The sequence below is a fragment of the Nostoc sp. FACHB-280 genome (genome assembly GCF_014697615.1).
In the GTDB taxonomy this organism is placed as follows: domain Bacteria; phylum Cyanobacteriota; class Cyanobacteriia; order Cyanobacteriales; family Nostocaceae; genus Nostoc_B.
In genome coordinates this window covers 15,565-40,326 of sequence record NZ_JACJSD010000002.1, presented here as the reverse complement: position 1 = coordinate 40,326, position 24,762 = coordinate 15,565, and the positions used below count along the sequence as shown (strand labels likewise).

General features: G+C 41.8%; 23 protein-coding genes and 1 CRISPR repeat array. Of the genes, 6 read left to right on the top strand and 17 right to left on the bottom strand.

From position 1 onward, the window contains the following. Positions 1-44 precede the first annotated feature (44 nt). Positions 45-2,339 (top strand): 1,4-alpha-glucan branching enzyme, encoded by a 2,295-nt coding sequence (gene glgB, locus H6G75_RS02025; RefSeq protein ID WP_190978341.1) that lies wholly within the window; start codon positions 45-47, stop codon positions 2,337-2,339. Positions 2,340-2,590: 251 nt separating this feature from the next. Further along, a complete protein-coding gene (locus H6G75_RS02020; RefSeq protein WP_190593310.1) occupies positions 2,591-2,806 on the top strand; it encodes an NAD(P)H-quinone oxidoreductase subunit O in 216 nt (71 codons plus the stop codon). A gap of 264 nt (positions 2,807-3,070) precedes the next feature. Here H6G75_RS02020 and H6G75_RS02015 read toward each other — a convergent pair whose 3' ends face one another. From H6G75_RS02015 to gatB, 4 genes are all read right to left on the bottom strand, one after another. Further along, entirely contained in the window at positions 3,071-3,646 is a 576-nt protein-coding gene (locus H6G75_RS02015) for a hypothetical protein (protein WP_190978340.1), read from the bottom strand. A 137-nt stretch (positions 3,647-3,783) separates the two neighbouring features. Then, positions 3,784-5,121, bottom strand: a complete 1,338-nt coding sequence (gene argJ, locus H6G75_RS02010; protein WP_190978339.1) for a bifunctional ornithine acetyltransferase/N-acetylglutamate synthase — start codon at positions 5,119-5,121, stop codon at positions 3,784-3,786. A 306-nt stretch (positions 5,122-5,427) separates the two neighbouring features. Next, positions 5,428-5,604, bottom strand: coding sequence for a hypothetical protein (locus tag H6G75_RS32775; protein ID WP_206757366.1), 177 nt, complete (start codon positions 5,602-5,604; stop codon positions 5,428-5,430). A gap of 265 nt (positions 5,605-5,869) precedes the next feature. After that, on the bottom strand, positions 5,870-7,345 hold the full coding sequence (gene gatB, locus H6G75_RS02005) for an Asp-tRNA(Asn)/Glu-tRNA(Gln) amidotransferase subunit GatB (RefSeq protein ID WP_190978338.1): 1,476 nt from the start codon (positions 7,343-7,345) through the stop codon (positions 5,870-5,872). Positions 7,346-7,620: 275 nt separating this feature from the next. On the opposite strand from gatB, the gene H6G75_RS02000 reads away from it, so the two are divergent. From H6G75_RS02000 to H6G75_RS01990, 3 genes are all read left to right on the top strand, one after another. Further along, positions 7,621-7,821 (top strand): type II toxin-antitoxin system VapB family antitoxin, encoded by a 201-nt coding sequence (locus H6G75_RS02000; protein ID WP_190978337.1) that lies wholly within the window; start codon positions 7,621-7,623, stop codon positions 7,819-7,821. Continuing rightward, positions 7,818-8,228, top strand: a complete 411-nt coding sequence (locus H6G75_RS01995; RefSeq protein ID WP_190978336.1) for a PIN domain-containing protein — start codon at positions 7,818-7,820, stop codon at positions 8,226-8,228. Before H6G75_RS02000 ends, H6G75_RS01995 begins: the two co-directional genes overlap by 4 nt. Before the next feature lie 310 nt (positions 8,229-8,538). Next, positions 8,539-10,290 carry an FAD-dependent oxidoreductase gene (locus H6G75_RS01990; protein ID WP_190978335.1) on the top strand — a complete coding sequence of 584 codons (1,752 nt, stop codon included), beginning with the start codon at positions 8,539-8,541 and terminating at the stop codon, positions 10,288-10,290. Here H6G75_RS01990 and H6G75_RS01985 read toward each other — a convergent pair. The 10 genes from H6G75_RS01985 to H6G75_RS01940 all read right to left on the bottom strand — a co-directional run bounded on the left by H6G75_RS01985 (position 10,279) and on the right by H6G75_RS01940 (position 21,368). After that, positions 10,279-11,049 (bottom strand): pentapeptide repeat-containing protein, encoded by a 771-nt coding sequence (locus tag H6G75_RS01985; RefSeq protein ID WP_190978334.1) that lies wholly within the window; start codon positions 11,047-11,049, stop codon positions 10,279-10,281. The two genes, H6G75_RS01990 and H6G75_RS01985, sit on opposite strands and share 12 nt — an antisense overlap. A gap of 113 nt (positions 11,050-11,162) precedes the next feature. Next, on the bottom strand, positions 11,163-11,306 hold the full coding sequence (locus H6G75_RS01980; RefSeq protein ID WP_190978333.1) for a hypothetical protein: 144 nt from the start codon (positions 11,304-11,306) through the stop codon (positions 11,163-11,165). 179 nt (positions 11,307-11,485) lie between these two features. Further along, the gene (locus H6G75_RS01975; protein ID WP_190978332.1) at positions 11,486-12,085 is read right to left on the bottom strand and encodes a hypothetical protein; all 600 of its coding nucleotides are present in this window, start codon (positions 12,083-12,085) and stop codon (positions 11,486-11,488) included. Positions 12,086-12,162: 77 nt separating this feature from the next. Next, complete coding sequence (locus H6G75_RS01970) at positions 12,163-12,627, bottom strand: cupin domain-containing protein (protein WP_190978331.1); 465 nt, start codon at positions 12,625-12,627, stop codon at positions 12,163-12,165. Between the two features lies 1 nt (position 12,628). After that, complete coding sequence (locus tag H6G75_RS01965) at positions 12,629-13,057, bottom strand: GNAT family N-acetyltransferase (protein WP_190978330.1); 429 nt, start codon at positions 13,055-13,057, stop codon at positions 12,629-12,631. Between the two features lie 13 nt (positions 13,058-13,070). Continuing rightward, positions 13,071-13,811 (bottom strand): trans-aconitate 2-methyltransferase, encoded by a 741-nt coding sequence (locus tag H6G75_RS01960; protein WP_190978329.1) that lies wholly within the window; start codon positions 13,809-13,811, stop codon positions 13,071-13,073. A 128-nt stretch (positions 13,812-13,939) separates the two neighbouring features. Then, on the bottom strand, positions 13,940-15,001 hold the full coding sequence (hisC, locus tag H6G75_RS01955) for a histidinol-phosphate transaminase (RefSeq protein WP_190978328.1): 1,062 nt from the start codon (positions 14,999-15,001) through the stop codon (positions 13,940-13,942). Positions 15,002-15,271: 270 nt separating this feature from the next. Further along, complete coding sequence (locus H6G75_RS01950) at positions 15,272-16,018, bottom strand: creatininase family protein (RefSeq protein ID WP_190978327.1); 747 nt, start codon at positions 16,016-16,018, stop codon at positions 15,272-15,274. A gap of 263 nt (positions 16,019-16,281) precedes the next feature. Beyond that, positions 16,282-17,554: direct repeats of the CRISPR family, unit length 37 nt; unit sequence GTTTCAATCCCTAATAGGGATTAGTTGATGTTTAAAC. Positions 17,555-18,149: 595 nt separating this feature from the next. Next, entirely contained in the window at positions 18,150-19,634 is a 1,485-nt protein-coding gene (locus tag H6G75_RS01945; protein WP_190978326.1) for a pitrilysin family protein, read from the bottom strand. A 102-nt stretch (positions 19,635-19,736) separates the two neighbouring features. Beyond that, positions 19,737-21,368 (bottom strand): pitrilysin family protein, encoded by a 1,632-nt coding sequence (locus H6G75_RS01940; RefSeq protein WP_199337686.1) that lies wholly within the window; start codon positions 21,366-21,368, stop codon positions 19,737-19,739. 367 nt (positions 21,369-21,735) lie between these two features. On the opposite strand from H6G75_RS01940, the gene H6G75_RS01935 reads away from it, so the two are divergent. After that, entirely contained in the window at positions 21,736-22,350 is a 615-nt protein-coding gene (locus H6G75_RS01935) for a TetR/AcrR family transcriptional regulator (RefSeq protein ID WP_190978325.1), read from the top strand. Positions 22,351-22,410: 60 nt separating this feature from the next. On the opposite strand, the gene H6G75_RS01930 is transcribed toward H6G75_RS01935, so the two are convergent. From H6G75_RS01930 to H6G75_RS01920, 3 genes are all read right to left on the bottom strand, one after another. Further along, positions 22,411-22,863 (bottom strand): DUF4332 domain-containing protein, encoded by a 453-nt coding sequence (locus H6G75_RS01930; RefSeq protein WP_190978324.1) that lies wholly within the window; start codon positions 22,861-22,863, stop codon positions 22,411-22,413. Positions 22,864-23,126: 263 nt separating this feature from the next. Beyond that, positions 23,127-23,711: a TIGR04376 family protein gene (locus H6G75_RS01925; RefSeq protein WP_190978502.1), complete on the bottom strand. Its 585-nt coding sequence runs from the start codon at positions 23,709-23,711 to the stop codon at positions 23,127-23,129. Positions 23,712-23,848: 137 nt separating this feature from the next. Then, on the bottom strand, positions 23,849-24,733 hold the full coding sequence (locus H6G75_RS01920) for an alpha/beta fold hydrolase (protein ID WP_190978323.1): 885 nt from the start codon (positions 24,731-24,733) through the stop codon (positions 23,849-23,851). Positions 24,734-24,762 lie beyond the last annotated feature (29 nt).

The window sequence follows — 24,762 nt, the reverse complement described above, 5'->3', positions numbered from 1 at the left end:
AAAAGCCAGTTTAGCTAATCACTTTATTCAACATAGGTAGCTTCATGTCCATAGCCACGATCGCTCAGGAACAGGTTAACCGTATAGTTTGGAATCAGCATCACGATCCGTTTGAAATACTCGGTTCTCATGCAGTAGAACAAAATGGCAAACAAGTGTGGGCTGTACGTGCTTATTTACCAAATGCTAGTGCCGCCTGGGTAGTTATTCCCGAAGAACGCCAAGAATACCCAATGCAACCCGTACATCATCCCCATTTTTTTGAATGTACGATTGAAACCCCAGAACTTGCCAACTACCAGTTACGCATTCAAGAAGGAGAGCATGAGCGAGTTACCTATGATCCTTACGCTTTCCGTTCTCCCCGCCTAACAGACTTTGACTTGCACTTGTTTGCAGAAGGCAACCATCACCGAATTTACGAAAAACTTGGAGCGCACGCCACCGAAATCGATGGAATCAAGGGTGTTTATTTTGCGGTTTGGGCTCCCAATGCGCGGAACGTTTCTGTACTGGGAGACTTTAACCTGTGGGACGGACGCAAACATCAAATGCGTAAAGGCATCACAGGAGTTTGGGAATTATTCATTCCCGAAATTGGAGTAGGGGAACATTACAAGTATGAAATCAAAAATATAGAAGGACACATTTACGAAAAATCTGACCCCTTCGCTTTTCAGCAAGAACCCCGACCCAAAACAGCCTCTATTGTAACTAACTTAAATTCCTATCAATGGAATGACGAAGACTGGATAGAAAAGCGCCGTCACACCGATCCCCTAACGCAGCCTGTTTCCGTTTACGAAGTACACATAGGTTCTTGGTTACATGCTTCCAGTGCTGAACCACCAAAATTACCTAATGGTGAAACTGAACCTGTAGTTATTGTTTCCGAATTAAAACCGGGTGCGCGATTTTTAACTTATCGGGAATTGGCAGACCGCTTGATTCCCTACGTCAAAGATTTAGGCTATACCCATGTAGAACTATTACCCATTGCCGAGCATCCTTTTGATGGGTCTTGGGGTTATCAAGTTACTGGCTATTATGCACCTACTTCCCGGTTTGGCACTCCCGAAGATTTTATGTATTTTGTTGACCAATGTCACCAAAACGGCATTGGTGTAATAGTCGATTGGGTTCCTGGCCACTTCCCCAAAGACGGACATGGTTTAGCATTCTTTGATGGGACTCACTTATACGAACACGCCGACCCCCGCAAAGGTGAACATAAAGAATGGGGTACGCTGGTATTTAATTACAACCGCAACGAAGTTAGGAATTTCTTAGTAGCAAATGCTTTATTTTGGTTCGATAGATATCACATTGATGGCATTCGTGTAGATGCTGTAGCTTCGATGTTATATCTTGACTATTGCCGCAAAGAAGGTGAGTGGGTAACTAATCAATATGGTGGTCGAGAAAACCTAGAAGCTGCGGATTTCTTACGTCAAGTAAATCACCTGATTTTTAGTTATTTTCCCGGTGTGCTTTCCATTGCGGAAGAATCAACATCTTGGCCGATGGTGTCTTGGCCAACCTACACAGGCGGTTTGGGCTTTAACTTAAAGTGGAACATGGGTTGGATGCACGATATGTTGGATTACTTCAGCATGGATCCTTGGTTCCGCCAATTCCACCAAAATAACATCACCTTTAGTATGTGGTACAACCACAGCGAGAATTTTATGCTGGCGTTGTCTCACGATGAAGTGGTGCATGGTAAGAGCAACATGATTGGTAAAATGCCTGGTGATCGATGGCAGAAGATGGCCAATGTGCGTTGTTTATTTACCTATATGTTTGCTCACCCAGGCAAGAAAACCATGTTTATGAGCATGGAATTTGGGCAATGGAGTGAGTGGAATGTTTGGGCTGATTTGGAATGGCAATTGCTACAATTTGAGCCACACCAACAATTAAAACAATTCTTTAAAGAACTCAACGAACTTTACCGTTCTGAACCATCTTTATACACCTTAGATTTTGCCAGAGAAGGATTTGACTGGATTGATTGTAGCGACAATCGTCATAGTGTAGTTTCGTTTATCCGCCGTGATAAAGATTCTGACAACTTTATCGTAGTGATTTGTAACTTTACACCCCAACCGCATTCTCATTACCGCATTGGTGTGCCTGAAAAAGGATTTTATACCGAGTTGTTTAATAGTGATGCTCGTGAGTATGGCGGTAGCAATATGGGCAACTTAGGCGGTAAGTGGACAGATGATTGGTCAATGCACAATCGTCCTTATTCTTTAGATTTGTGTCTACCACCTTTGGGTGTGTTGATGTTCAAGTTAGATAAGGAAAAAACGGCGGCGGCTTTAGGTAGTTAATTGCGAGGGTGTTACAGTCCTAACTGTTTGATTTCAGAGATTGTCGGTTGGGAATGGGTGTAAGGGTTTTTTATGACTTACAACCTTGCACCCTTCACCCTAAATTTTTCCTATTAATTGTTTTCAATAGAGGAATAGTTTGAGATGTCATGGAGAAGTTAAATACTTCAAAGCGATCGCTCTGAGATTTAGTATCATCTCGCAAGCTAAAATCCTCTATGAGACAATCTGCAAACATCAGAGGGGAATATATGCCAGTCAAAAAAGGAGACATTGTTCGCGCTATCCGTGAAAAGCTAGAAAACAGTGTTGAAGCCACAGCCAGCGATACTCGTTTTCCGGCTTATTTATTTGAGACTCAAGGTGAAATTGTGGATATTAAAGGTGATTATGCCTTTGTGAAATTCGGACAAGTCCCAACACCAAATATTTGGTTACGCTTAGACCAATTAGAACAATTTAAGTAAGCATTATAAAAGGTGGGCATTACCCACCTTTTATGTTAAGTGATTAAATGTCACCTTGGGTTTTGCGAAACCAATTTACTCAACTTCTTGCTTCACGCTTCCCGGATATTACAACTTCTTGATAGTTAATTCGGTGTTGAGTTAAGTTATTTAGTTTTTGAGTAATCTTCAGTAAATAAATGTGATACACCAAACTCAGGTCTTTGCAAAATTTGCTCCCAGTCTGTATAAGTACGAATTCTGCCAGTACCAGCTTTTACTTGCTCAGGAGTCAATGGGCGTTGGACTACCCCAAATCTCCTGTTGGCTAGTCGAATATTCAAACGCGCCCTGTTGCGTAAATATAAACTCATGAACTTTCTCTCCTGGGCTTAAATATTTTGTCCCCTGGTAGTTCATCCCAATTTTACTATCATAATATTCAAAAGCGCGAGGTTTGGAGAACAGTAAAACTAAACGCTCATCACCTAAATTAGACTGAGATATGAGTTTTAACCCTACATTTACACAATACCAAATTAACCATTTACCTACAGGCTCAACTAACCTGGGAGATTGTTTCCCTCTATTAACAGGATTAGTTTCCAAGTGGTCAATTACTACAATGGATGGGTTATTTCTTGGAAAAATGCCGTATTGAACTAATCCCCATACTTCGTCCTCAATACTCATTTTAACAATAGTTAAGCCATCAATACGGTTATTTCTCCATAACTCTCTCCAAGGAAATGTCCAATTTGTGGGCATATCAGACAAATTAGCAGGGGACAACACGGCTGTTCTTGCCATTGTTCCATAAATTTTAGTGGGAACTTGATATGCCCCTATATGAAAATCCATAAAGTTTATATGATAGATACCTTGTAATCAATCTAGTCAATTATTGTGATCTACCAAACTTACTCCATCACCTCCCATTTCAATAACTAAGCTTTAATCTGAAAAAGATTTTGCTTTCCTAATATTTGTTGGTTACGTTAAGTTGTATACTCGGCGTTAATTTTCACGTAGTCGTAACTTAAATCACAACCCCAAGCTTTACCTGTACCATGACCATTGCCAACGCTAACAGCAATAATTACAGGATTGTCTAAGCGTTGAGTTTTGATATTGCTACGTAGACGCGCAGCGGCTTGTCCTTGGACATCGCCTGATAAATCATTACTATTATTAGTAGCTACTACATCTACAACTGGATAATCGGTGGCTGCTTGTTTTAAATATGTACTGGCGGCGGCGCGGTCAAATTGCAGAGGTTGACCATTTTCTAGCAGTAAGAAATCTCCTAATTTAATTTGCAAGTTTTCTTGCTCAAAGGGTACACCTGCACGTCCGGCGGCGGCGGCGATGCGTCCCCAGTTGGGATCACGACCGAAAATTGCCGATTTAACTAAGGATGAACCTGCAATGGTTTTGGCGATTTGTCTGGCGGCGAGGTCATCATGAGTGCCGGTGACTTGCACTTCTACCAAACAGGTTGCACCTTCACCATCCCGTGCGATCGCTTTAGCTAAATGCTGGCATACTGCTGTTAACATCGCCTCTAATTTTTCGGATTCTGCACCCATCTCGGTAATTGCTGGGGTGCGAGATTGACCATTTGCTAAGGCGATTAAACTATCGTTGGTGCTGGTGTCGCCATCTACTGTAATGGAATTAAAGCTTTTATCGGCGGCTCTACTCAACATTTGCTGCCAAAGGTGGGGGGAAACAGCCGCATCACAGGTGACAAATGCCAGCATTGTTGCCATGTTGGGGTGAATCATCCCGGAACCTTTGGCAATTCCACCAATGCGGACTGGGCGATCGCCTATAGTTGTTTCTAGAGCAATGGATTTTGTAACTAAATCTGTGGTGATAATTGCCCCAGCCGCCGCATCAGAACCTGTTTCTGAGAGGCTGTCCACTAGTTTGGGAATCCCACTGCGTAAGGCATCCATCTTGATGCGTTGACCAATTACACCAGTAGAAGCCAGCAAAATCAATTCGGGAGAAATATTTAATTCCTTGGCTAACAACTCCGCACTTTCATTAGCATCACGTACACCTTGACTACCTGTGGCGGCGTTGGCTTGTCCGGCGTTACAGAGAATGGCGCGGGCGCTTGGTTTAGCTTGCAAGCGTTGACGGCAATAATCTACACAGGCCGCCTTAACTTGAGATGTGGTAAACACACCAGCTGCGATCGCCTCCACATCCGATACTATCAAAGCTAAATCTGGCAATCCCGATGGTTTTAATCCTGCGGTGATTCCTGCGGCTCGATATCCTTTAGGAGCAGTTACACCACCAGTAATTTCTTGCCAGTCTGCCATTTTTCCGTTCCCCTCACAAAATTAGCGGCTTGACTGGCGATTATACCAATAGTCAATAGTCAATTGTCATTTGTCATTGGTTATTTTTCCCGACTCCCTAAATCAATTGAAAAAGGAGAGCCACTTGAGCAGCTCTCCAGATCATCAGGGTGCATCTACTTAACACAGCATATCATTTTTGCCATGAGGAGTATCACCCATTATTTGTTTTTTCGTATAAATATTGTTAAGAATTTACCCGTAGATTACTGAGATATAAAATTTTAAATGAAAATGGTAAATTTTATTACTAGCCTGTGTCACATCTCAAAATGCACATTCACTGTTATGGTGAGCTGAGATTCTCTGTAATTCGTTTTCTAGGTTAAATAAGAGTGTTGAGAAAAACAACCCTATAGTTAACTGTTCTGCTGATGGCAAAGTTTTGGGTGCTGCGTGGTGAGTGTCGAGGATAAACTCAACGAATTTAATACTTTGAGCCATCAATCCTGTTATCACTACTATCAATATAGCTATCCAAATCAAGATTTCTTATGTGATAGAAACATAACTTTCCCATTAATAAATAAGGAGAGCAGCTGAGGCAACTCTCCGAAGCATTAGGGTGAATCTACTAACCATAGAATAGCCTTTTAATTGTGAGGGCTATTACTGAGTAGATGGTATTTTTAGTAAATATACTGTAAAGAAATTACTGAACAAAAACTGGTTATAATGCTTGATATGCGGGCATTGACTCCCTTTCATACTAGGCATTGAGCTTTTTCTCTACCAGTTCGTTAGTTAATTTCGGATCAGCACGTTTGCTAGTCTTTTTCAGCACTTGCCCCACAAAGAAGCCTTTGAGATTGGTGTTACCGTTGCGATATTTTTCCAGTTCTTTGGGGTTAGCCGCAATCACTTCATCAACAATAGGTTCTAGGACACTGGAGTCAGTGATTAACTCTTGACCAGCAAAAGCTTTTTCTGGAGTCACACCTTGGAGTAAATCTGGCAATTTTTCTTTAGCTTGGGCGTTGCTAATTTTGCCTTTCTCAATGCGGGTGATAACTTCAGCCAAGTTCGCCGGAGTTAAAGCAATATCAGAAATGCTGAGTTTTTGCTTGTTGAGATATGCGGCGATATCTTGAGTAATCCAGTTAGCTGCTGCTTTGGGGCTTGCGCCAGCTGCGATCACTGCTTCAAAATATTCTGATACGTAACGCTCTTCTGTCAAGACTCGTGCATCATAAGCCGAAAGTCCTAGTTCAGTTTCGTAGCGATGGCGCTTTTGGGCGGGGAGTTCTGGTAGTTCGCTACGCCAGTTCTCTAGTTGAGAATCAGCAACTTCAATGGGTGCTAAATCTGGTTCGGGGAAGTAGCGATAATCACTAGAACCTTCCTTTGTCCGCATACTAATTGTGCGTTGTGTGCCTTCTTCCCACAACCGCGTTTCTTGGATGATGCGTTCTCCAGCTTCCACAGCTGCAATTTGACGTTCAATTTCGTATTCAATCGCCCGTTGAATGGCGTTGAAGGAATTCATATTTTTAATTTCTACCTTCGTCCCGAATTCTTTTTGTCCGACGGGACGCACAGAAATATTCACGTCGCAACGTAATGATCCTTCTTGCATATTTCCATCACTCACACCGAGATAACGCATAATCCGGCGGAGTTCTTGGGCGTATTCTGCGGCTTCTTGTCCCGAACGGATATCAGGTTCCGAGACAATTTCTACTAACGGTACACCTGCACGATTGTAGTCTACTAAAGAATAGCTGGAACCAGACAGGCGATCGCTTCCTGCATGTACCAATTTACCTGCATCTTCTTCCATGTGCAGACGAGTAATCCCAATCCGTTTACGGACAGGATTACCATCAGCATCTACCATCTCAATTTCAATCCAACCATGTTCCGCAATGGGTAGATCATATTGAGAAATTTGGTAGTTTTTCGGTAAATCAGGATAAAAATACTGTTTACGGTCAAATTTGCTATATTTAGCGATTTGGCAATTCAACGCTAAACCTGCTTTTACCGCGTACTCTAGAACTTTTTCGTTAAGTACGGGCAGAACCCCTGGTAATCCCATACACACGGGGTCAATGTTAGTATTTGGATCAGCACCGAACGCCGTAGAGCTACTAGAGAAAATTTTGGTATTCGTACTGAGCTGACAATGGGTTTCTAGACCAATAATCGCTTCGTACTCAGTTTTGACTGGAGTAGCAGAAGTCATAAGATTTAAAGTTCGACCAATTTACACGTAAATTACTATTTTAGCCTTGCCTTGACAACTTCTTTGTGTGGTGCGTAGACGCTGCTGCTGATTTTTGACTGGAAGAAGACACTATTGAAGATTTTTTCACACAGCGCCAAGAGGCGATCTAAATAAACTCCATGAGTCTTTTTCTGGATGAGCGATCGCTCTGACTAAATCCTCATGAAAAGTGCGATCGCTCATAGCAGTGTGCGCTACTATCGATTTAGTCAGTTGTTGGATCAGAAGTAATTGTGGCTACACCGCTCAACATCAACGAAGCCTTACTACAAGAGGCGTTGGCACTTGACGACCAACTGAGCATTGATTCTCTGGTGGAAACAGCACTGCGCGAATATATTCAACGTCGCAAGCGACTCAAAGTGTTAGAACTCTTTGGTACTATTGATTATGATGCAGGCTACGACTATAAACACCAACGTCAACAAACATGAGTGTAATTGTTGATACCTCTGTTTGGTCACTGGCTCTGCGTCGGAGAACGCCACCTGATTCTTCAAGAGCGATCGCAATATTGCAGAATTTAATCACTGATGACCAAGTTGCAATGCTGGGTGCAATTCGGCAAGAAATTCTTTCTGGAATCCGTAACTTTGAACAGTTTACCCGTCTACGAGATTATCTGCGAGCTTTAAGAGATTTAGAACTCATAGCTGAAGACTACGAACTCGCCGCAGAGTTTTTCAATACTTGTCGCAGCAATGGTATCCAGGGTTCAAATACTGATTTTTTGATTTGTGCAGTTGCTCACCGTCGAAGCTACAGCATCCTGACTACTGATAATGATTTTTACACTTTTCGGACACATATTCCAATTATTCTATTACCCGTTGATGCTTAGATAACATCCTGACAAACTGTTTAAGAAGAAAGAGTGAGCAAATAAGCCTGGAGGAGGGATCGCCCATTGGCATAACTAAATTGGCAATCGCTTCATGTGTAGCGACAGAGTAACCCAATAAATGACATCAATAAAACAGCAAACTTTCAACTATAAAAGTATCTTAACCCCAAATAAAGCGATCGCTTCCAGTAAATCCTCATGAAAAATTTCCTCAGTGCGATCGCCCATCATCCTGACTACAATTATTCTGTGCGATCGCCCATCTGGTAAAACAAAAAATAATTATAACAACATACAAATATAAACTATGAGTCATCAAATATATACAACTGATATTTTAGTTGTGGGCGGGGGAACTGGTGGAACAGCTGCGGCGATTCAAGCAGCGAGAAGAGGTGTTAAAACGCTGTTGGTGAGTGAGTTTGCTTGGTTGGGGGGAATGCTGACTGCTGCTGGAGTTTCTGCACCCGATGGGAATGAATTGATTGCTTGGCAAACTGGGTTGTGGAGCGAATTTTTACAAGCATTAAGACATTGCCAACCGGGAGGATTAGATAATAGTTGGGTGAGTTTTTTTAGTTATAATCCTGCGGTGGGGGCGGCGATTTTTGCTGATTGGGTGAAGGAGTTGGCGAATCTGCAATGGATGGCGGGACAAGTCCCACTAGAGGTTTTACAAGAGGGAAATTGTGTTACTGGGGTGCGGTTTGCTGATTTTACGGTTCACGCCAAGGTAATTCTTGATGGTACAGAATTGGGTGATTTATTGGCGTTGGCGGAAGTTCCTTACCGTTGGGGTTGGGAGTTGCAAAGTGAATGGGGAGAACCCAGCGCCCCGACTAGTTATAATGCCTTGACGGAGAAATATCCAGTGCAGTCACCAACTTGGGTAGTAGTTATGCAAGATTTTGGTGATGTGGTTGCACCTGAAATTCCGGTTGCGCCTCATTATAATCCAGCGTTGTTTGCGGGGGCTTGGGAAAACTACGGTGCTGAGAAGTTTTTGAATTATGGACGCTTGCCGGGCGATCGCTTTATGATTAACTGGCCCATCAAAGGTAATGATTATGCTGAAGGTGTTGGGCGTTTAGTCGAGTCAGAAGCATCTAAAACTGAGTTTCTCCAGGAATGTCGCTGGTATAGTCAAAATTTCGCTCATTTTATCCAAAATCAGTTAGGTCGCCGCTATGGTTTGGCTGAAAAAATTTTCCCTGGAAATGACACAGCTTTTGCATTACATCCCTATTACCGAGAAAGTCGCCGTTTAGTAGGACTCACAACCATTCGAGAACAAGATATTTTACCTGTGGCTGGAGGTAGAGTTGCATCTTTATTTACAGATGCAGTTGCGATTGGTAACTATGCCAACGACCATCATTATCCAGGGTTTGATTTACCACTACAACCAAAATCAATTCGCTGGGGCGGACGCTGGACGGGAACGCCGTTTACTATTCCTTACCGTTGTTTAGTTCCGGCGACTACAGACGGTTTATTAGTGTGTGAAAAAAATATTTCTGTATCGCACATAGCTAATGGTGCAACAAGATTGCAACCTGTGGTGATGGGTATCGGCCAAGCTGCTGGTATAGCGGCTGCTATGTGCGTTGAGTTGGGTGTACAGCCGCGAGATTTACCAATTAGGGCTTTACAAGAAGCATTATTACAGGATAAACAAGCACCTGCGGCGATCGCACCTTTATTTAATCTAGATTTTTCCCCCAATCATTCACAATGGTTATCAACGCAACTAGATTATTTAGATCATCCCGAAGATTATCCTCTAAGTGGTAATTGCCCTCAAATATCTTTGGTTGAGGAAGTATCAACCCAAAATTGTGACTGTTTGACAGGGATTTTCCAACGTATAGATCAGCAGAATTACCAAATCCTAGTGACTGAACCATCAGCGTATCAGGGTCAGACTTGGAAACTAGTAACTTTGCGATCGCAAATAAACGAACAGCTACAAATTACTGTACATGAACAATTGATTACTGTGTGGGGAAGGCTCAATTTCTCTGGTAATTGGTTATTAGTTCATCAATTAAAAAGGTAAGAACTGAAGCAGAATTGAACCAACACTACCAACAAAATCAAAGAAACTTGGTTTGCCTGTAGTCACATTTTCTTTATAAGGCGTTTGCAGTTCTTTGATAAACGCTTGGGCTGTTTGGGTTCCATCACCATTTTGTTGAGTAGCAAAGAGCTTTTCGGCAATTTGGGCATCTGCGAAAGCACCTTGACGGTCAAACATTTGGTATTTAGCAATACCTCTTGCTAAGTAAGCACCTGCGTATTCTGGTTTAGCGGCGATCGCCTGACTAAAATAACTAATTGCTTGTGGGTGATTGCCTTTCTGCCCTTCTGCTATGCCCCAAGCATAAAACTCTTCTGGGGTAGCAATTTGTAATGGGATACCAATAGCACCTTGAAAATTTACTCCCTGGAGGTAAGCCTTGGTAAATTCCGCATTGCCTAAATAAGTGTTTCTTAAATCTGCGCCGGCAAGATTCGCCCCATTGAATTTCGCCTCGGTTAAGTTCGCACCAAACAAGCCTGCACCAGCTAAGTTTGCACCACGTAAATCAGCACCAGCTAAATTAGCGCGGCTGAGATTCGCACCAGTGAGGTTTGCACCACTCAAATTTGCCCCAGACAAATCAGCTAAAACTAAACCTGCACCAGTCAAATCACAGTTTTGACATTGTTTTGTGGCTAATAACTGTGTCAAATGTTCGGGATTAGCTGCTTGGGCAGTTGAAGCGGCACTGATGGCGGCGACAAATATAATTGTGGCTAAAATTGGGCTTTTCATACTTGGGTGTGGCAATATTTACTGCTCAAACTCACAATTAGGCTATAAATTTATACTTCAGCCCATGATATGAAGAGTTTGAGCAATTTGCCCTCAGTAGATGCCTAGATGAGTTAATGAATTTGCATAACAGCAAAATCTCCAGGCTGGTAAAAATTTACTTTTTGACTTGTATTGCTGGGAACTGACCAGCCTATCTCTGCAATTAAGCGTAAAACTAAAGTTAAAAGAGTTGCAAGTAAGAGTTTTTCTAGCATGACCCTCTCCCCCACATCCACCACAATATAATCGAAACTTATACTTACAGTAAGTATAGGTTATGATTACCCCAAAGGCTATGTTAGACTTACTTAAGTCTCAATGATTTATATCTAGTTTTTGCGTGATGCTGATCACACAACAGGTAGGAAATGACTAGCGAGGCGATCGCTTGCTGTTAACCTTGAGTTCCTTGAATTAAAATCCCTAAAATCTTATTCAATTCTTTAATATAATAATTATTTAAATCAATAAATAAATTTGTACCTTCTAGTTTCAAAAATTTCCAAATATCTCCTGTTGTAACTGCTCCATAAATGGTTTTAATATTATTACCTTCCCGTTCATTAAATATCTGTGCTGCTAACATTGCTGCCATACATTGACCTAATCCACCTTTAATATTTTCATTCTTAGCTTCAACAATGATTATTACAGGTGCGTTAATGGTTAGCTGTTCTTTAGAACGGCTGATGACAAAATCGCAATAACCATTTAAGCCTTTTTCGGCATCAACGTTAAAATCTGTTCCCGAAAACAAACTTATCTGATAATTAGCACTGCGTCTAACTTCTAATAATATTGGTGTGATAATCATTTCCGAGCGAGCTTTTTCTGTATTAATTGCTAATGCTAATTCTGTTGTTTCGGCAAGGGTGGTTTGTAGTCGCTCACTGATTTGGGCAGGTTCAATATTAAAAAATAAGTCGAGTTGTTCATCAATATGAATATTGAAGTCTTTTTTAAACTTAGTTAAGCTGAAATCACTATAAGCCATGAGAGTTTTCTGATAATTTATAAATGTCTCTCTTCCTTGTCTCCTTTGTTTACATATCAAATAAGATGGCTACATTATTAACTTTCATACAAAATTCCATCTTTTCTTGTAAAAATTCGCTCACCGTTTACACCTGCTTTGGCAATTAAATCATCGTCTGGATAGTAACCTTCGTCATCCGGTGTTCTATCCCCAACTTCTAAATAAATTACTATTTTCTCAGAGCGATTTACTAGGTGATGTCCGTTTTCTTCGCCTGCGGGAAAACCTGCCATCATTCCTGGTGTGAGAATTTGTTCTCCTTCATTGGTGACTAATGTTGCTTCACCTTCAATAATATAAATAAATTCATCTTGCCGAGTATGCCAATGTCTTAAGGAAGAACAACTTCCTGGTGCTAGGGTGACTAAATTTACCCCATAATTTTTTAATCCGGCGGCATTTCCTAATGCTTTTTTAACTCTCCCAGCAACGATATGTTGGAATTTTTCTGGGTAAATTGAAGTTGTGCGACTAGGAACATTATCTGGATTGATAATCATGTTATTTATCCTGATGGGAGTGGTGATATCGATACATTAAGTTGAGATTAGCAACTTCTGTTGTGAAACCCCAACGTTGATAAAATGGCATCATCTCTGGCAAGCAGTAAAGTGCAATTTGTTCGACTTGATGTAATTTGGGATGATGGACAATTGCATCCATTAACTTAGCACCAAGTCCTTGGTTTCTGTAGGTTGAATTAATGATGACATCGTAAATGGTGGCTCGATAAACAAAGTCAGTGAGAATCCGTGTAAAGCCAATTAATTGCTCATGATTATCTATCAATCCTAAAACAATATCTGAATGTTTGAGCATTTTAACAACATCTGGATATGTCCGTCTCTGACTCCAAAATTCTTTTTGATATAACTCTACTAATTGATGAATTTGCTTTTCTGTGAGGGTGTCAACAAATTTGTAAGTCATGGGAAAACTATCTTTAATCAGGAAATGGTTTACGGGCGATAAATGCCACATTTCCTTTTGGTAAATAGAAATTACCATAATTGCGCGTTGTTTGGACACGAAAGCCAATTTTGCGTAAGTCTGTGGCTATTTGTGTGGCTCGGTATAACTGCACATGATGGATTTCTTCATCACGTCTGTAGTATTGTCCGACTTGGCGAAAAGTGATGATGCGGCGAGTTAAGATATTTTGCGATCGCAATTCTTCTTTTTCAACTAATACAACCCAGTCTTTTCCTTCCGTAAAATTTTTCGCTTGATTACCGACGGCGATTTGTCCCGCTTCTACAATATCAAAAATCAAGACACCACCAGGAACTAAAGCTTGATATATGCGCTGAAAAAGCTGAATCAGGTTTTGGCGGTTGTTGTCAGTATCAAACAAGTAACTTAAACATTCACTAATAGAAGTAACAGCGTGACATGGGGGAATGGCAATTTTAAAGACTGAACCAACATAAAATTTTGCCTGGGGTACTCTTTTTTGCGCGATCGCAATCATCGATTCTGAAATATCAACCCCTAATACCCGATAATTAGACTTGACGAGTTCATTTGCCCATAACCCACTCCCGCAGCCCAAGTCTAAGACTAAACCTGAGTTAATGTTGTTTTGCCGGAAAATTTCTAAAATACCGGGGGCTGATTTGAGCGCATAATCCCGAAAACCCTCATCATGGATAAAGGCGAGGTCTTCTTTATACCATTCACTCATATAGCGACTTGAGTTTTAGCAATTTATTTTATCGCAGGAGGCAGGAGGCAGAAGGCAGGAGGTAAAATATTACTAATCCTGTTATTCACGCTTTCAGGATATCCTCATCTACGTGACTACAGTTATACCTAAATTGTTTTTGAAAGTAATGCCTTAATGGCATTGACTAATATTTGATTTTGCTCATCTGTACCAATGGTGATGCGGAGTTTATCTAAGAGTCCGGGGTGGGGAAAGTAGCGGATGAGAATTTGTTGTTCTTTGAGTTTTTGATAGAGATATGCGGCGTTTTGCTGGGGTGGCTGGACGAGTAAAAAGTTGGTGTGCGACTCCCAAACCTGGAAGCCTAATTGTTGAAATTCTTTGGTGAGTTGGGTGCGTGATGCTTTGATTTTGGCTACGCAAGCATTTTTATAAGCTTGGTCGGTGATGGCGACTGTGGCGACTGTACAGGCGATCGCATCAATGTTATAACTATCCTTAACTTTAAATAATCCTTGCAATAACTTGGGTTGAGCAATCCCAAAACCCAAGCGCAAACCCGCTAAGGAGTAACCTTTAGATAAGGTGCGGATAATGATTACATTCTCATAGTCTTTGACCAAAGCTAAAGCATCAACTTCCGCAAAATCGACGTAAGCTTCATCAATGACTAACACTCCAGATAACTGACTGGCGAGTTTTTCTAAATCTGCGCTAGGGACAACATGACCAGAGGGACTGTTAGGTGAAGCTATAAATGTCACAGCACCATCCACAGCAATTAATTCCGCAACAGGTAATTGATAGCCTTCACTGTAAGGAATTTCTACAACATCTGCTGCTTGCATCTCTGTGAGAGTACGATACAGGACATAAGTTGGTGTCGGATAAACTACCTTGCGTCCAGGTTCCGTACAGGCTCGCATCACAACATTTAAAATCTCATCACTGCCATTACCAACAATAATCCAATCACTCGGCACTCCTAAAACTTGACTAGCAGCGTGGCGAAACTGGTCGCCAAAAGGTTCTGGATAACGCCGCAACCACTCACCATCAATATTTTGTAGTGCAGCTAAAGCAGTTGGTGAGGGAGGGTAGGGATTTTCGTTACTGTTGAGTTTAATTACTTGGCTACCGCGTTTCGGCTGTTCACCTGGAACATAACTAGCCATTGCATCAACATTGGCGCGGAAGAAATTGGTCATAGTTGCGAGGAAGGTGACAGAGCAGAAATTGGTAGATAAGTATTTTATAGCAGTCCTAGTTGATATGTGAACAACAAAGACAAGGGAGACAAGGTAGACAAGGGAGAGAGATATTTATAAACCATTTAGGATTGCTATAGCTTGTGAATGAGTGTCGAAACTAGAGAAATGAGGATTTTCTCTCGATTAATGAGTCTTTCTGCTCTAAACAACAAGATCCCCGACTTTTTTAAAAAGTCGGGGATCTGAAACCCCATAACTTACTATCCTTTAATCTGCGTTGAGAAACTCCAAATATCCATTACTCAGTTCTTTCACCGCCAAGTCATAAAATTGCTTACCATGTTCTGGTGTGGCTAAGGCGGGATTTGAACCCATACGTCCATCTGGGTAACGGTTGCGAAAGTCGGCGGCGCTATAAATATTGTGTCCCCGCGCTACTTCTGGAGAAAGGGGTGCTTGCTTAATGGCTTCGGGATAAACAAATTGAGTCACGGCTACTTCACTGGGGGTAGCATGAGAACCTTCTTGATCGGCGTATAATTGTTTAGCTAACTCAAATACAGATTTACACATAAACCAGTTAGCTACTTGACATTGCACTTGATGAGCGTGGGAAATTTGTAAATCTTCTAGGTAAGCATAAGTTTCTGAAAAAGCCGCTTTGAGGGTAGCAATGTTACCACCGTGACCATTAATAAAGTAGAACTTTTTAAAACCAACTTTGACTAAACTGGTTACATAGTCTCGCACGACTTGAATTAAGGTGCTAGGACGGAGACTAATTGTACCGGGAAAGGCTGTGTGGTGTAATGCCATCCCCACATTGATTGTAGGGCCGACGATCGCACCTGTGACATCACCCACACCACGAGCGATCGCTTCTGCACAAATCGCATCAGTCCCAATTAACCCCGTCGGCCCATGTTGTTCTGTAGAACCAATGGGGAAAATTATCCCCTGAGATTGCTGTAAATACGCTTCAACTTCTTGCCAAGTACTTAAATGCAGTAACATTCTTAATCTACGTCCTCGTGATAATTGCTGTGGCTGTCCAATTTCTCGACTTGATAATTACTCGCCACTAACTCGACTTTAGCCAAATTCAGCAATTTCTACCGCAGTTTTTCATAGATGGGTCTAATGAGTTTTTTCACGCAGAGGCGCGGAGGCGCGGAGAGAATTAGGTGTTTTGGTGTTGGTGATTAGCGGGATATTTTTTGTTTCGCGCAAAGGCGCAAAGATTTATAGTTAACTTTAATTCGGGACGAATGACCAATGTTTCAATCCCTAATAGGGATTAGTTGATGTTTAAACCCCAAAATCCGCCGATTTCAGTGTGTGGAGCCAGGGTTTCAATCCCTAATAGGGATTAGTTGATGTTTAAACATGAAATAGCAAATCAAAAGGTGGATATGGTGCTGTTTCAATCCCTAATAGGGATTAGTTGATGTTTAAACGCCCATCCTTGCCAATTTAATGACCCATAAAAGTTTCAATCCCTAATAGGGATTAGTTGATGTTTAAACTGGATAAAATACTCGTGGATTCCTAAGAAGTTTGTTTCAATCCCTAATAGGGATTAGTTGATGTTTAAACGTTTCTAGTGCTACGTAGATACGTTGACACTCAAGAAGTTTCAATCCCTAATAGGGATTAGTTGATGTTTAAACTCTAAAGGCGTTAAGCTTCCAATCGTGTATTCAGGGAATAATGTTTCAATCCCTAATAGGGATTAGTTGATGTTTAAACCTGGAGTCCAGATAATGAGTTAACAGTACCTGTTTCAATCCCTAATAGGGATTAGTTGATGTTTAAACAATTGCAAAACCACAACGGCTATGGCGATCGCACCCGTTTCAATCCCTAATAGGGATTAGTTGATGTTTAAACTGGGCGAATAAGTGACAACAAGTTCCCAGTCCTGTTTCAATCCCTAATAGGGATTAGTTGATGTTTAAACTAAACTCTGTCGCTGCAAGACATCCAAATGTAGACACGTTTCAATCCCTAATAGGGATTAGTTGATGTTTAAACTTGGAAATTCTGAAAAAATGCAATCGACGGCAGGTGTTTCAATCCCTAATAGGGATTAGTTGATGTTTAAACGCACTGGGCTTGTAGTTGGTGGTACTCAGGATGCGGTGTTTCAATCCCTAATAGGGATTAGTTGATGTTTAAACGAGGAATGTTTCACCACAGTTCGGTTTGGCGATTTCGCTCTCGTTTCAATCCCTAATAGGGATTAGTTGATGTTTAAACACCGGGGGGTGATCGGGTTCGGTGCATAAGCGCGTGTTTCAATCCCTAATAGGGATTAGTTGATGTTTAAACCCGAACCGCGCTTACGGGTGTATTCGGGGTGCATTTTTGTTTCAATCCCTAATAGGGATTAGTTGATGTTTAAACTTAAGTAGTGCCAAAACTACGGCATCTGAACTAACTGGTTTCAATCCCTAATAGGGATTAGTTGATGTTTAAACCTTTGAGGCTTAGGGAAGAAGCTTTTGAAAGGCGTTTCAATCCCTAATAGGGATTAGTTGATGTTTAAACTGCGGGGACTGGAAAGGCAGTCTGTATTTAGTTTTCAAGGTGCGGTTTCGCGGATGGGTTGATTTTAACATGGGGAAATTTCAGTTGAGTTAACTAAAATGCCTGAAACCTAGACTGGGTAAGGTGCGCGGATGATTTTTAGGAATTTTTTCGGCAAAAGCTTGCACTTCAAGGAATCTAGCGATTTTGTCAAAAGGGATATTTTGTACACCTACCCATCCGCGCATTAAGAAGAAATTTATCCACAGCTAAATTAGAAGTTCAAATTTGAAACTACTTATCCTCTCTGCGACTCTGCGCCTCTGAGTGAGAAAATTTGAGGCTAAGTATAGGGGTGTAGGAGTTATTCACTTACACCCCTTAGAGGATGTTTGAAAAGTGGTTGGTTGTGATTATTAGAACTTCTTGATCCCCCCTAACCCCCCTTAAAAAGGGGGGAATTTTTCTCAAGTCCCCCTTTTTAAGGGGGATTTAGGGGGATCTACAAGTCTCAAATACAACACCAAAAAGTTTTCAGACATCCTCTTACACCCTCAAACCATCAAACCCTTACACCCATTTTCACAGCTAATCTTTGTGCGTAAGTGCCAGATAATTAATTCTTGGCTTGTGATGGTGAACCAGGAATTGTCACATCAATGGTTGTGACTTGTTTGGCTAAACCTGTCAACGGTGGTTTAATTGCGGTTTGATTTCCCACAACTAAGGTTATCAGGTTTTCTGGTTTGAGATATTGCTTGGCTACCCGTTGCACATCGGCGGCGGTAGTGGCGGCGACGGCTTTTTGATAACGGAATAAAAAGTCTGATGGGTAGCCATAATATTCATACCGCATCAGCCGTGATAAGGTTTGACCAGGGTCTTGAAAGTTAAACACGAAAGAATTGAGAGTTGATTCTTTGGCAAAGGCCAGTTCTTGGGCTGTTACAGGCTGTGCTTGAATACGTTTAATTTCGGTTTGTAAGGATTTCACAAACTGGACTGTAGCCTCAGAACGGGTTTGTCCGCCAGCCAAGAAAATACCGGGATAATCAAAGCGGGGACTCCAGTAACCATATACAGAGTAAGCTAAACCTTGGCGCGATCGCACTTCGTTAAATAAGCGTCCACCAAAACCATTTAACACCCCATTCAATACATCCAGTGCGGCATAGTCGGGGCTGTCGAATTGTCCGCCTAAATGCCCTAACAGTACACTACTTTGAGTTAACTGGGGCTGGTTAACAAAAAATACTCCGCCTTTGTTAGCTGGGGAAACTTCTGGTAACTGGGGTTTAGTGATTTTGGGGTTACGTTGCCAATTACCTAATTTAGCTTGAATGAGCGATCGCATTTTTTTACTATCAAAATCGCCCACAATCCCCAAAATTATATTATTGGGGTGAAAGTATTGCTGGTAAAACTGGACTAAATCTTCCCGGTTAATTTTATCCAATGTGGCATATTCCACAGTCCGCGAATATGGACTTTCTTTGCCATAAACCAATTTCTTAAATTCTCGGTTGGCAATACTATTAGGATCATCATTGCGGCGGGCAATTCCCCCTTTAGTTTGGTTCTTGGCTAAATCCAGTTTATCTTGGGCAAATACTGGTTCCCGCAGTACTTCCGCAAACAAACCAAACACTGTGTCCACATCTTCAGTTAACGCGTCAAAACTCGCACTCCCGGAACCTTCACCAATACTCGTTTCTACCGATGCAGCCCGTTGTTCTAAGATTTCATTGAGTTCATCTGGCGAATGCTGCTTGGTTCCCCCAGTCCGCATCACTGCACCTGTTAAACCAGCTAACCCAACTTTCTCGCCCGGTTCCCAACGGCTACCAGTCCGCACCAAAGCCGAACCACTCACTAACGGCAGTTCATGATCTTCTACTAAATACACAACCAGGCCGTTTTGTAAAACAAAGCGTTCATATTTGGGTAATTTGACCGCAGGTAAAGCTGGTAATTTTAACTCTGTGTAATGTTTGGCTGTTGTTGTCGCTGCTAACGAAAAGTCAAAAGTCAAAAGCAAAAAGGCAAAGGCAAACATGACAACATAAATCAACCTTTTACCATGCAATAGTTTGAATTTCATCGACCTCTTACCCTTCACCTGATGTTTATATCTGTCCATATTTCTTCGCGCCCTACCCTTCGGGAAGCCACTTCGTGTCTATGCGTTCTTTGTGGTTCGTTTTCATCCTTGCTTCGACAACAACTTACCTATAGTGCGATTTTCGGGTGTAAACGCTGCTTTGGCGACTCGTTGAATATCCGCCGGAGTTACCGCCGCAATTTCATCCAATTGCTTAAACAAGTTTTGCCAATCACCCGTTTTCACTTCATATTCCAACAACAACTGCGCCATCCCTGTATTAGAATCAAGGCTGCGGAGTAAATCGGCTCTGGCTTGAGTTTTCACACGCTGCAATTCGGTGGCTGTGACTGGTTGAGTTTTTAAGTTATCAATTTCTTGACGTAAACCCGTGGCTAACTCATCCACAGTGTGACCGGGAGCCGTCAGGGCATAAAATAACAGCAAATTGGGATATTTATCGCCAGGAAAACCGCTATAACCTTGGGCTGTCAGGGCGAGTTGTTGTTTTTCCACCAAAGATTTATACAATCTGGAAGTGCGCCCTTCACTCAACAGTCGGCTGATAATTTCATACACAGCGTTATCGGGATGGGTAACTGCCGGACGGTGATAACCTTCTAAATACCAAGGTTGGGAAGGTAGTTCTAAAGTGACTTGACGTGTTTCGGTTTGCTTGGGTTCTACCGGAATTTCTGATTTGGGTTTGGGTTTGCTAGGAAAACGCCCAAAGTAAATTTGTGCGAGTCGTTTGACTTCGTTGGGGTTAACATCACCAACAATTGCGATCGCTAAATTATTTGGTGCATAGTAAGTATTAAAAAACTGCTTTACATCTGTGGGTGTAAGGTTGCGGATATCTTCGTCATAACCAATTACAGGCCTTCTGTATGGATGAACTTTATACGCCGCGTCGATGAATTTCTCCACCATCAACCCAATCGGTGAATTTTCCACCCGTAAGCGTCGTTCTTCCAAAATTACTTCTTTTTCTTTATAAAACTCCCGACTGAGTACAGGTTCTAAAAATCGCTCCGACTCCAGGGACATCCAAAGTTCTAATTTATTAGATGGAAAGCTGTAAAAATAACGGGTGGCTTCGGTGGAAGTATTTGCATTTAAACCTACACCTCCGGCTTGTTCCACAATTTGCCCCATCTCGTTTTGCTTGACTAGCTTGACGGCTTGGGCTTCTACTTGCTTAAATTCAGCCTGTAACCGCGTCACATCAGCTTTTTTATTTTCTGCCTTAGCGGTTCTAATTTGGCTATCTAACTGTTCTAGACGTTCTAAAAGTGGCTTTTCAGCTTTGTAATCTGTAGTACCAATCCGTTGCGTACCTTTAAAAGCTAAATGTTCTAGAAAGTGCGCCACACCTGTTTTCCCATCCGGCTCATCTACACCACCAACATCAGCGTAGGTTAAAAAAGAAACCACAGGCGCTTGATGGCGTTCTAAAACAATGAACTTCATGCCATTATCCAGTTGAAATTTCGTCAATTGCTTGACTACTCGGTCTAAATAAGGCTGAATCGAGCTTTTCTCTGGTGGTTTGCTGGGTTGGACTGTGCGTGGTGGCGGTGATGCAGTTTGAGTTTGCGCCACCGCCATTTCTGGTAGAGAACCCGAAACTAAAATTGTGACAGCAAAAAAGGTAATAAACAGCCGCAACAGTTTTAGCGAGAGTTGATTTGACAAATTTAAAACTGTTTTCAGGCTACGGAAATGATTCATAAGCAATATGGGTTGAAGTATGAAGTGTGAAGTCTGAAATATCGTATCCGCTTGATTACTTATGCCAACCTTCAAACCCCACCCCGCCAAAGCTGTGCTTCGTCTCCCCTCCCCGTGCACGGGGAGGGGTTTGGGGGTGGGGTGCAATGATTGTGGAAATCATAACTAATCAACTGGACTTGATAGAACAATAAATTTCATCTTCATCTTTTACACTTCAGACTGGTATTGTCAAATTCCCCATCCAGAGAAACAGGTCAATATTTGGGCAGGGCGTTAATCTTGTATTAAGCTTTCCGTGCTTTTTGTAATCGACGTTAGACAATAATGCTACCTATCTCGTCCCGGAAATCACACCGTAACTGTTATGCGAGTTTTTAATTCTCCCCCACCTTCAGAAGCACAAACACGCAACCGCATTTTACAAGCGGCACAAAGACTATTTGCCTCGCAAGGATTTGATGGTACAACTACCCGCGATTTAGCCCAAGCTGCGGGTGTGGCTGAGGGTACGTTATTTAGGCATTTTCCGAATAAAAAAGCCATTTTGGTGGAGGTAGCGACGGGTGGCTGGGTGGAGATATTAACGGATTTGCTAACAGAATTGAGTGAAATGGGCAGTTATAAGGCTGTAGCCCAGGTGATGCGCCGGAGGATGTGGAACTTCAAGAAAAATGCTGATTTGATGCGGGTGTGTTTTATGGAAGTGCAGTTTCACCCTGATTTACGCGATCGCATTCAAATCGAAGTTATTAATAAAATGACAGATGTGGCGGAAGCCTTCTTTCAAACAGCGATGGATAAAGGCATTTATCGTCAAACCGATGCCAAACTTGTTGCTAAAGTATTTTTAGGGATGTTTGCGATCGCAGGTTTTTCTAATAACACCCTCATGGAACCCGACGCTTCTCCCCAAGAAATGCAGCAGATGGCTGAAGGATTGGCGGATATTTTTCTCAATGGCGTATTGGTGAAGGAGTAAGAGGCGGAAATGGGGGAGACAAGGGAGACAAGGGAGACATATTTATTCAGGACTCAGCACTCAGCACTCAGCACTCAGCACTGTCTTAGCTTGTTGACTCCATTGCTGGACTAATTCAATTGATGGACACAAGTCTCGTCGTTGCAAGGTTGCTACTTGCAAACGCATAATTTGTCTGTGCAATCTATGGCTGGGAGTTTGGGCTAATTGGGCGACAGAACCGATTCCTGCATGAAGCAATAAGCCACAATATTGTGTGCCGACACTGGGAATGCGCGATAAATCAGCTAGTGCTACCCATTTATTGACATATTGAAGATGAACTTGTAATTTACTAGCTAAGGCTAATTTAGCTTCTAGAGTTTTGCCTTGATTGAATAGACTGCGTGTAGTTTTAATACCGCAAACTTGTAGTTGCGATCGCTCTTCTTGACTTAATCCTGGTAGTTGTTCAATCGGCCAGTCACCAGATTGAAAGAAACTTCGGCTTTTATCTTGAGGTTTAGCAGACATTTTTGACGATAAAGTATGGGTTTGGAATTAGGAAGTCTACGGTATACATACAAGCCATTCCCGCCTTGAACTCAAGTTCAAGGCTAATAGCTCAAGTCTACTCAAGTAGACTCAAAAACATTGGATATATTTAGTCATCTTCAGATGACTTTTGCTATGAGCAAGGAACTTAAGTTCCTTGCAGAACACGAATAATACATTAAGTTGACATATATGAGGCTCCAAATTTTCGCAGCCTATACACCCCTACACCTCTTAAATTTTCACTTCTTCCCTAAATTCCGCTTCATTTCTTCTAATTCGTCTTCTGTTTCCCAACGGCGGAACTTTTCTTCTAAGTCATCGAAACTTCTCGAACTACTTGTAGAAGAATTCCACCAACCGTTAGTGTCTATACGCTGTTGTTGTTGGGCTTGAGTTTGAGCGCGTGTTTTTTGTGCTTCTGCGGCTTTTGCTTGTACTTCTTGTCTTCTGACTTGGATTTTTCGCAATAATTCTTGAGATTGATTCAGACGTTCTTTCAACCCTTGCATGTGTCCCCATTTTTGGTTTCCTTCCCGCAATAGGGCGGCTTCTCGTTCTTGGGCGGCGGCGGCTAAATCTTGCCTACCCGCATCTTTGGCTTTTTGTACACGAATGTGCCAACGCTGAATTTCTTGGGCGGTGGAAAGAATATCATCTTGCGATCGCTTTTCTTGGACTTGTAAATCTGCTATTAGCTTTAATGTATCTTCTTCTTGCTGACGTAGTTGGTCTAACAGCGCATCTAACTCCAAATGTGGATTATTACGCAAGAACTCTTCTAAACGGTTTTCTAAAAACCGACTAAAATCATCAAATAAGCCCACTGCCGGAACTCCAGGGTTGGGTGTAACTATTTTATTGTAGTAATTATCAACGTGGACGAAAATCACTCTTGTGATTTCTCGTTGGGTTGTGGATAAACACGCCTCTTGACTCAAGTCGGGAAATTTGCTCAACCCATTTACAAATGCTGCTGTAATAAACCAATCATGACTTCTGGTAATTCTAAATGAGGCAGTACTCCAGCATCGGCGATCGCATAAAATTTTCCCACAGCATTGGGATTTAAATTCGCCAACCTCCGCCCTAATTTGATACTAGTAAATTGTGCTTCCTCGCCCCAAAAAAACACAGTTGGAATAGTTAACTGTTGCAGATACAAACTCAAGTCAAAATATAAATCACCTCGCAAAAATGCCAAAGCTGCAAACCTCGCATTAGGTTGTTGTGCTGAAGTTAAATAAGCAGCAACCATTTCGGGTGAAACACGTCCAGGTTTAGCAAACAAAAAACTTTGTAAAAAATTCCGCACTGCCAATTCATTCTCTGCACCCAACCCATAAATTAAACTATCTACCAGCGGTGTATTGATTACAGAAAGTGGTAGCCTGCGTCCAGCACCTTGACCAAAGTCATCAAACCCCGAAGGACAAACTAAATATAATGATTGAAATAATTGCGGCTGAGTAATAGCTAAACGAATAGTTAAAGCAGCCGTCAGTGATGATGCAATAACTTTTACAGGTTGGCGACAAGTTTGAGTAATAAATTCAGCCAGCGTTGTCAAATAATCCTTAATTTGATAATCCCGCACCGGGTGTGCAGAATCGCCCCAACCAATTAAATCAGGCGCTAAAATGCGATATTTATCCGCGAATCCTGGGTACACCTTCGCCCATTCATAAGCCGAAGCCCCACCCCCAAAATTATGCAGAAATAATAGTGGCGGTAAATCTTCACTATCAGCATTCAACCAAGGTGCAGATGTCTGAGTATAATACACCATCGCTCCCAAGGAAGTATGAATCACTTTCTGCCCAAAGCCAGGAGGTTGAAACTGAAGCATAAAAGTATGAAGTGTGAAGTGTGAAGTCT

Coding starts and splice junctions, on each gene's coding strand:
- glgB (WP_190978341.1), top strand. CDS start 45: ATGTCCATAGCCACGATCGCTCAGGAACAGGTTAACCGTATAGTTTGG.
- H6G75_RS02020 (WP_190593310.1), top strand. CDS start 2,591: ATGCCAGTCAAAAAAGGAGACATTGTTCGCGCTATCCGTGAAAAGCTA.
- H6G75_RS02015 (WP_190978340.1), bottom strand. CDS start 3,646: ATGGATTTTCATATAGGGGCATATCAAGTTCCCACTAAAATTTATGGA.
- argJ (WP_190978339.1), bottom strand. CDS start 5,121: ATGGCAGACTGGCAAGAAATTACTGGTGGTGTAACTGCTCCTAAAGGA.
- H6G75_RS32775 (WP_206757366.1), bottom strand. CDS start 5,604: ATGGCTCAAAGTATTAAATTCGTTGAGTTTATCCTCGACACTCACCAC.
- gatB (WP_190978338.1), bottom strand. CDS start 7,345: ATGACTTCTGCTACTCCAGTCAAAACTGAGTACGAAGCGATTATTGGT.
- H6G75_RS01995 (WP_190978336.1), top strand. CDS start 7,818: ATGAGTGTAATTGTTGATACCTCTGTTTGGTCACTGGCTCTGCGTCGG.
- H6G75_RS01990 (WP_190978335.1), top strand. CDS start 8,539: ATGAGTCATCAAATATATACAACTGATATTTTAGTTGTGGGCGGGGGA.
- H6G75_RS01985 (WP_190978334.1), bottom strand. CDS start 11,049: ATGAAAAGCCCAATTTTAGCCACAATTATATTTGTCGCCGCCATCAGT.
- H6G75_RS01980 (WP_190978333.1), bottom strand. CDS start 11,306: ATGCTAGAAAAACTCTTACTTGCAACTCTTTTAACTTTAGTTTTACGC.
- H6G75_RS01975 (WP_190978332.1), bottom strand. CDS start 12,085: ATGGCTTATAGTGATTTCAGCTTAACTAAGTTTAAAAAAGACTTCAAT.
- H6G75_RS01970 (WP_190978331.1), bottom strand. CDS start 12,627: ATGATTATCAATCCAGATAATGTTCCTAGTCGCACAACTTCAATTTAC.
- H6G75_RS01965 (WP_190978330.1), bottom strand. CDS start 13,057: ATGACTTACAAATTTGTTGACACCCTCACAGAAAAGCAAATTCATCAA.
- H6G75_RS01960 (WP_190978329.1), bottom strand. CDS start 13,811: ATGAGTGAATGGTATAAAGAAGACCTCGCCTTTATCCATGATGAGGGT.
- hisC (WP_190978328.1), bottom strand. CDS start 15,001: ATGACCAATTTCTTCCGCGCCAATGTTGATGCAATGGCTAGTTATGTT.
- H6G75_RS01950 (WP_190978327.1), bottom strand. CDS start 16,018: ATGTTACTGCATTTAAGTACTTGGCAAGAAGTTGAAGCGTATTTACAG.
- H6G75_RS01945 (WP_190978326.1), bottom strand. CDS start 19,634: ATGAAATTCAAACTATTGCATGGTAAAAGGTTGATTTATGTTGTCATG.
- H6G75_RS01940 (WP_199337686.1), bottom strand. CDS start 21,368: ATGAATCATTTCCGTAGCCTGAAAACAGTTTTAAATTTGTCAAATCAA.
- H6G75_RS01935 (WP_190978325.1), top strand. CDS start 21,736: ATGCGAGTTTTTAATTCTCCCCCACCTTCAGAAGCACAAACACGCAAC.
- H6G75_RS01930 (WP_190978324.1), bottom strand. CDS start 22,863: ATGTCTGCTAAACCTCAAGATAAAAGCCGAAGTTTCTTTCAATCTGGT.
- H6G75_RS01920 (WP_190978323.1), bottom strand. CDS start 24,733: ATGCTTCAGTTTCAACCTCCTGGCTTTGGGCAGAAAGTGATTCATACT.